General features: G+C 63.3%; 13 protein-coding genes and 1 pseudogene. 6 read left to right on the top strand and 8 right to left on the bottom strand.

Annotated elements, in window-relative coordinates; genetic code table 11:
• The first annotated feature begins 81 nt into the window (after positions 1-81).
• Positions 82-1,301, top strand: a pseudogene (alaC, locus tag NUH87_RS23785) (alanine transaminase).
• 69 nt (positions 1,302-1,370) lie between these two features.
• On the opposite strand, the gene NUH87_RS23780 reads toward alaC, so the two are convergent.
• Positions 1,371-2,723 carry a GntP family permease gene (locus NUH87_RS23780; RefSeq protein ID WP_338522926.1) on the bottom strand — a complete coding sequence of 451 codons (1,353 nt, stop codon included), beginning with the start codon at positions 2,721-2,723 and terminating at the stop codon, positions 1,371-1,373.
• An 84-nt stretch (positions 2,724-2,807) separates the two neighbouring features.
• Entirely contained in the window at positions 2,808-3,341 is a 534-nt protein-coding gene (locus NUH87_RS23775; protein ID WP_338522925.1) for a gluconokinase, read from the bottom strand.
• A gap of 241 nt (positions 3,342-3,582) precedes the next feature.
• Between NUH87_RS23775 and NUH87_RS23770 the strand changes: the two genes are divergently transcribed.
• Positions 3,583-4,614, top strand: a complete 1,032-nt coding sequence (locus tag NUH87_RS23770) for a LacI family DNA-binding transcriptional regulator (RefSeq protein ID WP_338522924.1) — start codon at positions 3,583-3,585, stop codon at positions 4,612-4,614.
• A gap of 51 nt (positions 4,615-4,665) precedes the next feature.
• On the opposite strand, the gene NUH87_RS23765 is transcribed toward NUH87_RS23770, so the two are convergent.
• A complete protein-coding gene (locus NUH87_RS23765) occupies positions 4,666-5,310 on the bottom strand; it encodes a DUF998 domain-containing protein (protein ID WP_338522922.1) in 645 nt (214 codons plus the stop codon).
• A gap of 168 nt (positions 5,311-5,478) precedes the next feature.
• Between NUH87_RS23765 and NUH87_RS23760 the strand changes: the two genes are divergently transcribed.
• Together NUH87_RS23760 and NUH87_RS23755 are read left to right on the top strand one after the other, a co-directional pair.
• Positions 5,479-6,213, top strand: coding sequence for an NAD(P)-dependent oxidoreductase (locus NUH87_RS23760; RefSeq protein ID WP_338522921.1), 735 nt, complete (start codon positions 5,479-5,481; stop codon positions 6,211-6,213).
• 170 nt (positions 6,214-6,383) lie between these two features.
• Positions 6,384-6,935, top strand: a complete 552-nt coding sequence (locus NUH87_RS23755; protein ID WP_338522920.1) for a hypothetical protein — start codon at positions 6,384-6,386, stop codon at positions 6,933-6,935.
• Between the two features lie 42 nt (positions 6,936-6,977).
• Here NUH87_RS23755 and NUH87_RS23750 read toward each other — a convergent pair whose 3' ends face one another.
• The gene (locus NUH87_RS23750; protein ID WP_338522919.1) at positions 6,978-7,844 is read right to left on the bottom strand and encodes a LysR family transcriptional regulator; all 867 of its coding nucleotides are present in this window, start codon (positions 7,842-7,844) and stop codon (positions 6,978-6,980) included.
• Between the two features lie 128 nt (positions 7,845-7,972).
• On the opposite strand from NUH87_RS23750, the gene gstA reads away from it, so the two are divergent.
• Positions 7,973-8,575 (top strand): glutathione transferase GstA, encoded by a 603-nt coding sequence (gene gstA, locus NUH87_RS23745; RefSeq protein WP_338522918.1) that lies wholly within the window; start codon positions 7,973-7,975, stop codon positions 8,573-8,575.
• Between the two features lie 69 nt (positions 8,576-8,644).
• Here gstA and NUH87_RS23740 read toward each other — a convergent pair whose 3' ends face one another.
• From NUH87_RS23740 to NUH87_RS23725, 4 genes are all read right to left on the bottom strand, one after another.
• The gene (locus tag NUH87_RS23740; protein WP_338522917.1) at positions 8,645-9,658 is read right to left on the bottom strand and encodes an ABC transporter substrate-binding protein; all 1,014 of its coding nucleotides are present in this window, start codon (positions 9,656-9,658) and stop codon (positions 8,645-8,647) included.
• Positions 9,659-9,730: 72 nt separating this feature from the next.
• A complete protein-coding gene (locus NUH87_RS23735) occupies positions 9,731-10,279 on the bottom strand; it encodes a sigma-70 family RNA polymerase sigma factor (protein ID WP_338522916.1) in 549 nt (182 codons plus the stop codon).
• 162 nt (positions 10,280-10,441) lie between these two features.
• Positions 10,442-11,233 carry a phosphate/phosphite/phosphonate ABC transporter substrate-binding protein gene (locus NUH87_RS23730; protein WP_338522915.1) on the bottom strand — a complete coding sequence of 264 codons (792 nt, stop codon included), beginning with the start codon at positions 11,231-11,233 and terminating at the stop codon, positions 10,442-10,444.
• 9 nt (positions 11,234-11,242) lie between these two features.
• A complete protein-coding gene (locus NUH87_RS23725; protein ID WP_338522914.1) occupies positions 11,243-12,184 on the bottom strand; it encodes a fatty acid desaturase in 942 nt (313 codons plus the stop codon).
• A 317-nt stretch (positions 12,185-12,501) separates the two neighbouring features.
• Here NUH87_RS23725 and NUH87_RS23720 point away from each other — a divergent pair, with 317 nt between their 5' ends.
• Positions 12,502-12,927, top strand: a complete 426-nt coding sequence (locus NUH87_RS23720; RefSeq protein ID WP_338522913.1) for a GNAT family N-acetyltransferase — start codon at positions 12,502-12,504, stop codon at positions 12,925-12,927.
• The last annotated feature ends 6 nt before the right edge of the window (positions 12,928-12,933 follow it).

Here is a 12,933-nt window from a genome sequence, read left to right as displayed (position 1 = left end):
CCCTTATTGTCAGCCCCGCAGGCCACCGCAGTGGCCAACGTCGCTCGGACGGTTCCGGGCGCTTACGTGTCAGAGGTTTACATGGCAACCCCAGGTTCGCCGCGCCGCTTTGCGCGCATTGATCGACTCCCCCCTACGTATTCAATATCACCGCCGAGCTGAAGATGGCCGCCCGTCGTCGTGGCGAAGACATCATCGACCTGAGCATGGGTAACCCCGACGGCGCCACCCCGCCGCATATCGTCGAAAAACTGGTCACCGTCGCACAGCGCGAAGACACCCACGGCTACTCCACGTCCAAGGGTATCCCACGGCTGCGTCGGGCGATTTCCCACTGGTACAAGGATCGCTACCAGGTCGATATCGACCCGGAAAGCGAAGCCATCGTCACCATCGGTTCGAAAGAGGGTCTGGCCCACCTGATGCTCGCCACCCTCGACCAGGGCGACACGGTGCTGGTGCCCAACCCCAGCTACCCGATCCATATCTACGGCGCGGTGATCGCCGGCGCCCAGGTCCGCTCGGTACCGCTGGTGCCAGGCGTGGACTTCTTCGCCGAACTGGAACGAGCCATCCGTGGCTCCATCCCCAAGCCGAAGATGATGATTCTCGGTTTCCCCTCGAACCCCACCGCGCAGTGCGTGGAACTGGATTTCTTCGAGCGGGTGATCGCCCTGGCCAAGCAGTACGACGTCCTGGTGATCCACGACCTGGCGTATGCCGACATCGTCTATGACGGCTGGAAAGCCCCGTCGATCATGCAGGTGCCGGGCGCCAAGGACATCGCGGTGGAATTCTTCACCCTGTCCAAGAGCTACAACATGGCCGGCTGGCGTATCGGTTTCATGGTCGGCAATCCGGAATTGGTCAGCGCCCTGGCGCGGATCAAGAGCTACCACGACTACGGCACCTTCACCCCCTTGCAGGTGGCGGCCATCGCCGCGCTGGAAGGCGACCAGCAGTGTGTCCGGGACATCGCCGAGCAGTACCGCCAACGCCGCAACGTGCTGGTCAAAGGCTTGCACGAACTGGGCTGGATGGTCGAGAACCCCAAGGCCTCGATGTACGTCTGGGCGAAGATACCCGAGGCCTACGCCCATCTGGGCTCGCTGGAGTTCGCCAAGAAACTGCTGGCCGAAGCCAAGGTCTGCGTATCGCCGGGGGTCGGCTTCGGCGAGTACGGTGACGATCATGTGCGTTTCGCCCTGATTGAAAACCAGGACCGCATCCGCCAGGCCGTGCGCGGGATTCGCGGGATGTTCCGGGCCGATGGTCTGCTGAAGAAAACCGCTGCGGAATAACCTGCGTAGCGAACGGGTCTGCCACAGGATCGGGGCCGACACCTGCCACAGGTGTCGGCCCCGAATCGTTCAGACCACCAGCGACAACAGCAGGATAAACACCAGCCCCACCACCGACAGAATCGTCTCCATGGCCGTCCAGGTCTTGAACGTCTCGGCCACGGTCATGTTGAAGTACTGCTTGACCAGCCAGAACCCGGCATCGTTGACGTGCGACAGGATCAACGACCCCGCCCCCGTCGCCAACACCAGCAATTCGCGGTTCACCCCTGGAATCAGGTCCACCACCGGCATCACGATGCCCGCCCCGGTAATGGTCGCCACCGTTGCCGAACCCGTGGCCACGCGGATCACCGCCGCCACCAGCCAGGCCAGCAGGATCGGCGAAATCTGCGCATTCACGGCGATATGCCCGATCACATCGCCCACGCCGCTGGTCACCAGCATCTGCTTGAAGCCACCCCCGGCACCGATGATCAGGATGATCGCCGCCGTCGGCGCCAGGCTGGCGTCCAGCAGCTTGAGCACGCGCTTGGAATCCATGCCCTGGCGCTTGCCGAAGGTGTACAGCGCCAACAGCAGCGCCAGCAGCAAGGCACTGATCGGGTGACCGATCATGTCCATCCAGATCCGGAAGAAATGCCCGTCCGGCAGGGCAATGTCGGCGAAGGTCTTGAGCAGCATCAGGAACACCGGCAGCAGCACGGTGACCAGGGTCACGCCGAAGCTCGGCAGCGCCGTCACTTGCGGCTCACGGGCCAACTGGTCGACCAATTCCTGCGACGGGTTGCCCGGGATGTACCGGGCAATGAAGGTGCCGAAGATCGGCCCGGCGATGATAGCGGTCGGCAAGGCGACGATCAGGCCGTAGAAAATGGTCTTGCCGATATCGGCGTTGAACACCCCGATGGCCAGCAGCGGCCCCGGATGCGGCGGCACCAGACCGTGCACCGCCGAGAGCCCGGCCAGCAGCGGAATGCCGATCTTGATCAGCGGCACACCGGTGCGCCGCGCGACGATGAACACCAGCGGAATCAGCAGCACGAAGCCGATCTCGAAGAACAGCGGAATGCCCACCAGGAACGCCGAGCACATCATCGCCCACTGCACCCGCTCCTTGCCGAAGGCACGGATCAGGGTCTGGGCGATCTGATCGGCGCCGCCGGAATCGGACATCATCTTGCCGAGCATCGTACCCAGCGCCAGGATGATCCCGACAAAGCCCAGCACGCCGCCGAAACCGTCCTGGAAAGCCTTGATGATCTTGTCCGCGGGCATGCCCGAGGTCAGGCCGAGAAACGCCGAGGCGATGATCAGGCCGATGAAGGGGTGAATCTTGAAGCGGGTGATCAACACGATCAGCCCGATAATCGTGACCACTGCATCCAGCAACAGATAGGTCTCGTGGGACAGTCCGAACATAAGGTGTCTCCTGCTTGTTGTTTTTATGCGGTGCGTTGTTTGACGATAGCCGACTGGGACAGCGCTATCTTTTCCAGGCGAAAATCAGGCCGAGCGGTCCAACCCGTGTGCCTGCCACCAGCGATGGGCCGACTGCGCCAGGCGTTCGACGCTCTGGGTGGAAGCGTCCAGGGCCAGGGTCAGGGGCTCGCCGACCGGCGATTCAAGGGTGGCGAACTGGCTGTCGATCAGGGTCGAGGGCATGAAATGCCCCGGACGATGCGCCACCCGCTCGGCGGCGACTTCGCGGTTCAGTTCGAGAAACACGAAGCCCAGGCCCGGCGCGGCGCGGCGCAGGCGTTCACGGTAACTGTGCTTGAGCGCCGAACAGGTCAGCACCGGGTGCTGGCCGGTCGCCAGGACCCGCCGCAACTCGTCGCACAGGCTGTCGAGCCAGCCGGCACGGTCGTCATCGGTCAGGGGAATGCCGGCACTCATCTTGGCGATATTGGCGGCGGGGTGAAAACTGTCGCCTTCGATCTGGGCCGCGCCGTTGAGCCGGCACAGGGCCTCGCCCACACTGGACTTGCCGCAACCGGAGACGCCCATGATGACCAGGGCAGTGATGGGTTGACTCATGTAACACCTCGACACGCAGACAGCGCTGTCTTTGTCAGAGCTTTCATTACAGGGAAAGCAAAGCACAAAACGCAAACTGCCGACGCTTTCTTGTCATTTTTATGGGGTGGTGCGGTACCACGGGTTGCAACAACCGTCCGACGACACCGGGCGCGATTCAGGTCGATCACACTCAGGCAATTGCAGGCTCGTCGAGACAGCGCTACCTTAGTGCCTTGAATTTTGTTTGGCAAGCCGTCCGATGACCTCCACGAAAAACGACAGGAATACCCGTACCACGGGACGCCCTACCCTCAGCGAAGTCGCGCGCCTGGCCGGCGTCAGTCCCATCACCGCGTCGCGGGCCCTGCGCGGCATCAGCAGCGTGGCCACGGAACTGGTGGAAAAGGTCCGACACGCGGCGGAGGAATTGAACTACGTGGTCAATCCGGCCGCCCGCGCCCTGGCCTCAGCCCAGAGCCATTCGGTGGTGGTGCTGGTGCCGTCGCTGTCCAACCTGTTGTTCATCGACACCCTGGAAGCCATTCACTCGGTGCTGCGGCCCCGGGGCTTCGAAGTGCTGATCGGCAACTATCACTATTCCCGCGACGAAGAAGAAAACCTGCTGCGCAACTACATGGCCTACCAGCCACGGGGCCTGTTGCTGACCGGCTTCGATCGTTCGGAAAGCGCGCGGCGGATGATCGAGGCGAGCAACGTGCCCTGCGTCTACATGATGGACCTGGACCCCGGTGCCGGGGTGAACTGCGTCGGCTTCTCGCAACAGAGCGCCGGCGCCACGGCGGCCGAGCACCTGATCTCCCGAGGACGCAAGCACCTGGCCTACATCGGCGCGCAGCTGGACCAGCGCACCCTGCTGCGCGGCGAAGGCTTTCGCCACGCGCTGCAGGCGGCAGGGCTGTATCACCCGGATCTGGAACTGCTGACGCCGCGCCCTTCGTCGGTGGGCCTGGGCGGAGAACTGTTCCTGCAACTGATGCACAGCCATCCGCAGGTCGACGGGATCTTCTTCGGTAACGACGACCTGGCCCAGGGCGCCCTGCTGGAGGCCATGCGCTGTGGTATCAAGGTGCCGGAACAGGTCGCGGTGGTGGGCTTCAACGACCTGCCCGGCTCGGCCTTCATGGTGCCGCGCCTGAGCAGCATCCGCACGCCCCGGGAGGCTGTCGGCCGGCGGGCGGCGGAGCAGATGCTGAGTTTGATGGCCGGTAATCCGGTCGCCCAACCGGTGCAGGACATGGGCTTTGAACTGATGGTGCGCGAGAGCAGTTGACCCGCGGTAGGAGCCTGGATCACGCCCCTGTCCGCAGGGGCATGCCCGACATCAATCCTGTTCGATCCGACGCTTTTCCCGCGCCAGCAACAACCCCGCAAACACCCCGATCCACACCACCGAAGCGCCGTAGTTCAGGCGCTGGTACAGGCCGAACCCCTCCCCTTGCGCCACCGCCAGTCCCATCAAGGGCAACGCCGCCAAGGCCACCAGGGTGCACGCCAGGGAAAACCAGGCGAACGCCCTGGAGCCCAGCAACCGAGCGGCGAGGTACACCCACAATGCGTTGGCGATCACCAGGGTCAGAAACATCACCAGGCCCGCGCTGTTGTGCACGGTCTGGCTGAAGGACGGGTTCTGCAGTCCGCAGCCCGCGTCGCAGGAAAAGTAACCGGTGAACAGGCTGGCAATGCCATGCAGCGCAATCAGCACACCACTGATCTGGGCCAGGCCGCGCCCTTCGAAACAGGCAAAGACCGTCACACCGAAAGCGAAGAACAACAGCCCCAGCGGCAGGTTGTTGATCAACGGCGACAACTCGTGGGTCGGCGCACCCAGCGCGCCCAACTCACTCATGGCCTGATTGAGATGGCTGTAGCCCGGATACAGGGCACCGGCCAGGGCCACCCCCACAACTAACCAGAACGGCGTCAACAACCCGGCCATGCAGCCGAATCTACGTAATGCCTTGTGCATCTAGCGGGGACCTCTGAGCGTTGGATTAAAGCAGCGGGCCACTATCCTAAAACGCCATGCGAACCTCGGGCTAGAGATTTATCGAGCCGACAGATTCGTGGCCATGGTCTATCTTCAATCGTCACGAATCATTCATCTGGTCGTCATAAAAACAACATGGAAGTCAGAATGAACCCACTCAAGGTGTTGCTGACCGGTGCCTGTGGCCGCATCGGCAAGACGTTTTTCCAGGCGGCAAAACACCGCTACGATTTTGTCCTCGCCGACCGCCACCAACCGGACTTTGCCATCGGCGATCACCGCTTCATCCGCCTGGACATGGCCGACAAGGATGAATTGGCGACCCTGGTCGAGGGCATCGACGTGGTGGTGCACCTGGCGGGTATTCCTTTTGCGGATTCGTCCTTCGAGGAACTGCTGCCGAACAATATCCTGGCCACCACCTACCTGCTCGAGGCCGCCGCGCGCGCCCAGTGCAAGCGCGTGGTGTTCGCCAGCAGCGCCCAGGCCATCGAGGGTTACCCGATGGATCGACAGATCACCCCGGGGATGCCGGTGATGCCGGCCAATCTGTACGGGGTAAGTAAATGTTATGGCGAAGCGCTGTGTGCGTTCTATTCGGCCAAGCGCGGATTATCGACCATTGTCTTGCGCGTCGGTGCCTTCGAGTTTCCCGATGATCATGACCTGCGCACCCGCCGCGACCTGAGTGCCTGGCTCAGCCCGCGCGACGCCGTGCAGTTGTTGCAGCGGGCGATCGAGGTGGAAGGCGTGCAGCACCTGGTAGCCCACGCCATCTCCAACAACCGCTTCAAGCGCCTGGACCTGAGCGAAACCACCCAGGTACTGGGTTATCAACCGGTGGACGACGCTTTCCGCGAGTTCGGCCTGCCGCTTCACTGAAACCCGGAACCGCCCTGCCGGAAGCGGCAATCGATGCGGCAAGGCCTCTCCGCTTGCCGCGGCGTTTTCAGCCATGATGTATCCGGAAGACCTTGATAAGGCCGACTTTGTACCAACAGGCATACAAATTGCTGGCATCGGCCCTGTACTCACATTCAGGTGTTTATCCCATGTTGGTCAATGCCCGTAACAACCCGGTGATTCAACCCAGCCATCGTGCGGACCTGGATCCGACCACCGCCGCCGCCAGCGCGCTGTCCAGTGGCTTTATCCAGAATGCCCAGGCGGCCGCCACGGCCACCAGCGCACCCGGTACCCAGAACGCCGCGGACAAGATCGCCGACAACCTCAACGCGGCCTTCGCCAAGACCCGTGTGCACCTGCAGGCCGCGGTGCCGAATGTCGCGGCCCCGGCGACCCTGACCGCCACGGCGCCGACGACCCGCACGGCCCCCGCCGCCATCGCGAGCAACGACAGCAACGCGACGAAGGAATTCAAGGACTACATGAACAAGCCGGTGGCCCAGCGCATCCGCGAACAGCTCCTCAAGGAACAGGGCCTGACCGAGGACAGCCTGAAAAGCCTGTCGCCGGAAAAACAGAAAGGCATCGAGGACAAGATCGCCGAACGCCTCAAGCTGGAGTTCAACGCGAAGACCGCGGATAACCAGGCCAGCCCTGTCGACCAGCAGATGGCCGGCGCCTTCCTGGCCACGAAGTAACCCATCGGCGCCGGGACTGACGCTGTTCCGGCAAGCGTCAAATCAGCGCAACATCTCGAACAAGGCCCGCACTGCCGCCGAGCGCGCGCCCGCCGCCGACGGCAGCAAGCCGAAGCGGCGCTCGATCGTCGCCTCCAGGCGCAGTACCCGCAGGCCCCTGCGTCCGGCGGGCAGGGCCAGTTCGGGGACCAGCGTCACACCGAGGTTTTCCCGCACCAGGGCATAGGCGCTGCTCCACTCACGGACCTCGACGCGCACGTCCTGAAGCGACAGACCGATTTCGGCGGCAATGCTCCGCGCGTTGACCGCGCAACCGCCGGTCGCCAGCACGAAGGGTTCGACGACCAGCTCGGCCAGGCTCACGCAGCCATCGACGCCCCTGGCGGCCAGCCGATGGCCCATCGGGACCACAGCGACCCAGGCATCGCGCCCCAACTCCAGGGCGCCGCTTGCGATATCGGGGTTGAGCACCACGCCGACATCCACGGTGTCATTGGCGAGCATGGCCTGCACTTCATGGTCGCTGACCTCCAGAGCCACGACTTCGATACCGGGATGACGCTGGCGGAACTGACGCAACAGCGGTGGCAGCAAGGTGCTCAGGACCATGGGAAAGCTCGCCAGGCGAATGCTGCCGTCGATCAGTCCTTTATCGCTGTCGACCTGCCGGCGGATGGTTTTCAGGGCGGTGAGCATTATCCGAGCCTGCTCGAGAACCTGCAGGCCGATGGCGGTAGGCAATGACTGGCGGGCGTGACGGGTGAACAGCTGGACGCCCAGGGTCTGCTCCATCGCCGCCAACGCCTGGCTGGCCGCCGATTGCGTCATGCCGACCTGTTCGGCGGCGCGGGTCAGGGTACCGGTATCGAGCACCGCCACCAGCAGGCGCCAATGCAGCAGATTCATCATGACAGTAGCTGACCTTATGGCTGTTTTCTCAAGAATTAATTTTACCCAGGTCGATGGCAAGGATGACACTGCCGCTCGCCAAAGCCGTCAAGGCTGAACACGGTTCTTATTCAGGGAGTCCGATTGCCATGAAGCTGTACTACGTCCCACAAACCTGCTCGCTGTCACCGCATATCGTCCTGCGTGAACTCGGCCTGCCCTTCGAACTGGTGCGAGTCGACAACCAGAGCAAAGTCACCGAACACGGCGAAGACTTCCTCAAGATCAATCCCAAGGGCTACGTGGCCGCCCTCCAGCTGGAAGATGGCCGGGTGCTCACCGAAGGCACGGCCATCGTGCAGTTTCTCGCCGACCTCAAGCCCGAGGCCGGGCTGGCGCCGCTCAATGGCAGTTGGGAGCGCTCGCGCTTGCAGGAAGTGCTGAATTTCATTTCCGGCGAAGTGCATGGCGGGATGGGGCCGTTGTTCAACAGTGCGATACCGGACGCGGTGAAAGCGATTTTCCGGGAGAAGCTGTACAAGCGTTTCGCCCTGCTGAGCCGCACGCTGGAACAGCATGACTATCTGCTGGGCGAACACTTCGGCGTGGCCGATGCCTACCTGTTCACCGTGCTGCGCTGGACGGCCCTCCTTGGCCTGGACCTGGAGCCGTGGCCGGCGTTGCAGCGGTTCATGGCGCGAATCGACCAGCGTCCGGCGGTGATCGCCGCGCTGGCGGTGGAACTGGCGTAACACCCCGCGCCTCGATCAACGCCAGCTACACCGCAAACAAGCCCGGCAGCCGGCCCAGACGCTTGAGCCTCACAGGCTGGTGCTCACACGCTGGGCCACCGTCGAGGGCACCCAGGCGTTCCAGACCTGCGGCTGCTCACGCAGGAAAGCTTCGGCGACCTGGCGCGGCGGCAGGCGTTTCTCGCCCATTTCGGCCAGGGTGCGGTTCAGCAGGTCGATGGGCAGGTCGACTTTTGCAAAGAACTCCACCAGTTCCGGGTACTGCGCCTTGAACGGCGCGGACACGCCGATCGCCAGGTGCGCCGGCATCGAACGGGTACCCCGCGGGTTCGGGTTGCTGGCATCGGCCAGGGTCTTCCAGGCCTCGGCGTCGAACGGCGGCTCTTCCAGCTTCACCAGGTTGAAGCGGCCCAGCAGCGGGGTCGGCGACCAATAGTAGAAGAGCACCGGCTTACCGCGCCTGACCGAAGCCGTGACCTCCGCATCCAACGCCGCGCCGGAGCCGGTGCGGAAGTTGACGAAGCTGTCGCTCAGGCCATAGGCCTTGAGTTTCTGGCTGTTGACGATCTCCGAGGTCCAGCCGCTGGGGCTGTTGAGGAAGCGTCCGCGGGACGGGTCTTCGGCGTCGCGGAACACGTCCTTGTAGCGTGGCAGGTCGGCCACCGACCTGAGGTCCGGCGCCAGTGGCTTGAGGCCGCGCGCCGGGTCGCCCTTGATCACGTATTCCGGCACCCACCAGCCTTCGGTGGCGCCCTTGACCGTGTCGCCGAGGCCGAACACCTTGCCTTCGTTTTCGGCCTTGACCCAGGCCGGGCTGCGTCCGGCCCATTCTTCGCCGATGACCTGGATATCGTTTTTCGCCAGGGCGGCTTCCAGGCTCACGGTGCTGCCGGGCAAGGTATCGGTGGAATAACCGTAGCCTTTCTCGACGATCAGCCGCAGGACTTCGGTGATCAGGCTGCCGCTTTCCCAGGTGATGTCACCGAAGTGGATCAGGGCGTTATTTTCGGCGGCGGGTGCGGGCTGGGCCAACAGGCTCAGGGCCAGTAGGGAGCCGCCAAACAGGGTCTTGATGGATTTCATGTTCACCTCGTGGTGGTTGGGATTTCAGGTCGGGTCATTGCGTTCCACTGGGATTCATCCGGCCCATGGCCGTCAGAAGCTGTCACTCAGCCGAGTGCAACGGCCCTCCCTGCGGCGCCGCCGCTGGCAGGTAGCAGTGTGGCCGGCCCGGGCCATGTAGTCGCTGACCGAGCGCTGGGAAATACCCAGCTCGGCGGCGATCTCGGGATAGGTCAGGCCGTTGACCCGGGACAGCAGGAAAGTGGCCTTGACCTTGTCCGGCAGGCCGTCGAGCAGGCTGTCGATGTTTTCCAGGGCTTCGAGCATCCGGGCCTGATCTTCGGGAGATGACCCTTCGGCGTCGGGGAGCTGTTGCAAGGCATCGAGATGGGCGCGTTCCAGATCGCGGCGACGCCAGAGCTGGTAGATCAGGCGCTGGGCGATGGTGGTCAGCAGGGCCCGCGGCTGGCGGATCGGCCCGGCGTCGGGGGCCATCAGCAGTTGGACGAAGGTGTCGGCGGCGATGTCTTCGGCGCTGGCGCTGGAGTCCAGGTGGCGGCGCAAACGGGTGCACAGCCATGGGTAATGACTACGGAACAATCCGCCCACGTAATCGCGGTGAGGTGTGTCGGCGCCGGACATAGTGGCTCCAATTCAAGAGGGGTGCGCTGTATGTCCGGTGGTCCGGTGGCAGAATCCTACCAACACGACTTATTCTTTAATAATACTTAAAAACTATTTTTATATTCCTATAAGTTAGTTTATGCGTGAAAGGCTACGCCCTGCCGGTCATCTCTGGCACCGCTAGCGCAAGTGAGCAAACCCCAGTGCCTGGGCCTGATCCCGATAATCCAGCAGGACCTGATAGTCCGCCTCGCTCGCCGGCAACACCTCGCCCAACCCCAGCGTGGCCGCGACATCGGGAAGCTCGCGCAGCGCCTGGTTCATTGCCGCACGAATGCGCTCGATGTCCTCGACGCTCGACTCGACAGGGGCAATGTAAGGCAGGCACGGACTCAAGGCGCTGCGCGCCACCACCCTCAAGCCGGCCACCTCATGGGGCGCAAAACGCGCGAGATAAGCAAAGGTCACGCTGTCCACCGCCGCCAGGTCGGCCAGGTCCTCGCGCAACCAGCGCAGGCTTTCGCGGTGGGCACCACTCTGCCCGACACTGGCGAAGAACCGACCATCCCGGTGCAAGGGCGCCAGACGCTGGCGCAGCAGGTTCATCCCGCTGTTGGAGCCCTCGTCGTTGATCACCCCACGACTGCCGTGGAAGTCTTCCAGCGTCCGACGCCCCTCCCGCTCACGGCTCAGCAACAGGCTGCAATGATCGCCGCCCGAAGCGTGCTCCAGTTCATAACGCGGACGTCCGATCAGCTTGACCTGCCCCCGCAAAAGGGTCATCAGCGGGTAGCCGCAGGTCTGGGTGAACAACAGCTGCGGTGACAGCCAGAGTTGCATCAAGTCCAGGCCCCGGGCCGAACGACGGCTGACGCCGAGCCTTGCCACAATCCGCTCGATCCAGCGCTCGTTGGCCTCCTGCACTTCGCCGGGGGCAACGTACATCGGCAGTTCGGCATAACGATGAGTCATGAACCTTCCTCAGGCAAACGGATGCCGTGGGCTATCGACAACCTTCAGCGCATGTTGTCGCGCCAGCTCGCCATAGCCTTTTACCAGGTAGCCACCGCTACGCGCCAACCACGCCGCGCGCCGCGCGCGATAGACCCGTGGCAGGAAATACCAGGGCAGCTTCGGCAGGTCGTGGTGCACCAGGTGCAGGTTCAGGTTGAGGAACAGCCAGCGCCAGGGCCAGCCCGCTTCGTTGAGCACCGTGCGCTGGTGCGGCAAGGCACTCGGGCGGTGTTCATAGAAAGACCGCAGCGCTCCCACCGACAGCGCCGGAACGCTGATCAGCAGCAGGTAATGCCAGGCTGGGATAATGCTGTAGTGAACGATGAACGCCAGCATCAGCAGGGCCAGCGTGCCGTGGGTCAGCCACATCAGCCAGGCCTGGCGGTCGCCGCGCCGCAGGCGCCTGCCTTCTTCCCTGGCCAGGCCGAACAGCGCCAGCGGCGCACCCAGCAACAGGCGCCCAGGGACCGTCTTGTTTAAATAGTGCACGCCGCGCTCCAGGGCTGAACGGCCCTGCCAGTCCTGCTGGCCGAAGTAGCGGCTTTCCGGATCGACACCCGGCAAGGTCAGGTCCTCGTCGCGGTGATGCAACAGGTGGCTGTCGCGATACAGGGTGTAGGGGTACCAGACGGCGAACGGCGCATAACCCATGAGCTTGTTCAGCCAGACGAAACGCGTCGGATGGCCATGCAGCAGTTCATGCTGCACCGACATCCAGAGCGTGACGATGGGGATCAGCAGGACGGTGCTCGGCCACAGGCCCAGCCGGGGGCTGGCCAGCACCACGGCCAACCAGCCCAGGTAGACGCCGATCAGCAATAGCCAGGTTGGCCATTCGGTACGACCGGTGAAGGTTTGGTGCAACTGCAGGATTTCTTCGCGTTGAGCAATATCGAGGTAATTGGGCATCGTTCGGCTTCACACAGGTTCAGCCGATGGATAAACCCCGGCGTTCTCTCCTGATGTGCATTACCGAGGAAAAATCTTGCAGATCGATTGGTTATATCGTTGGAACCCTCAGTGACCGAAGACGTCCACCTTCTTCGCTCTCTTTGCTGCGCGCTTTTCATCGGCGCTCCTGATCGGTTTCTTCTTGGCGGCTTTTTTTGCATCCAGACTCTTGCTCATGATGCGTACTCCACGGTGGATGTAGATTAAGGTATAGACCCATCCGGCCACTTCGGCTCCTTATAATCCGGCGCCTGCCTCCTCCACCGACAAATCCCATGCCCAATCCCAACTACGAGCGACTCGCGCCCCCCCTGCGGCCCCTGCTGAACAAGTTCTACCGAGCGCACCACTCACCGATGCGCTCGGCCAGCGACGGGCAACTGTGGGTCGCCAGGCAAGGGGAAATCATCGGCGGGCTCTCGTTGACGCCCATCGCCCAGGGGCATTGGCTCACCGGGCTGTTCGTCGCCCCGCAATGGCGCGGTCGGGGGATCGCCGCGCAGTTGCTGCAACAGGCCCTCGGCGACTGCGACGGCCCGGTCTGGCTGTTCTGCCATCCCGACCTGCTCGGGTTCTATGAACGGTTGGGATTCCATGGCGCCCCGGCCCTGCCACAGCCACTGGCGGAGCGCCTGGCCCGCTACTCACGCAGCAAGCCGATGATCGCCCTGGGTATGGATCGACACCCCATTTACCCGTGACTCGAA

Source organism: Pseudomonas batumici, from assembly GCF_036585405.1.
GTDB lineage: Bacteria > Pseudomonadota > Gammaproteobacteria > Pseudomonadales > Pseudomonadaceae > Aquipseudomonas > Aquipseudomonas batumici.
The sequence above is the reverse complement of the archived record's forward strand: the minus strand, read 5'-3'. Positions and strand labels throughout refer to the sequence as shown.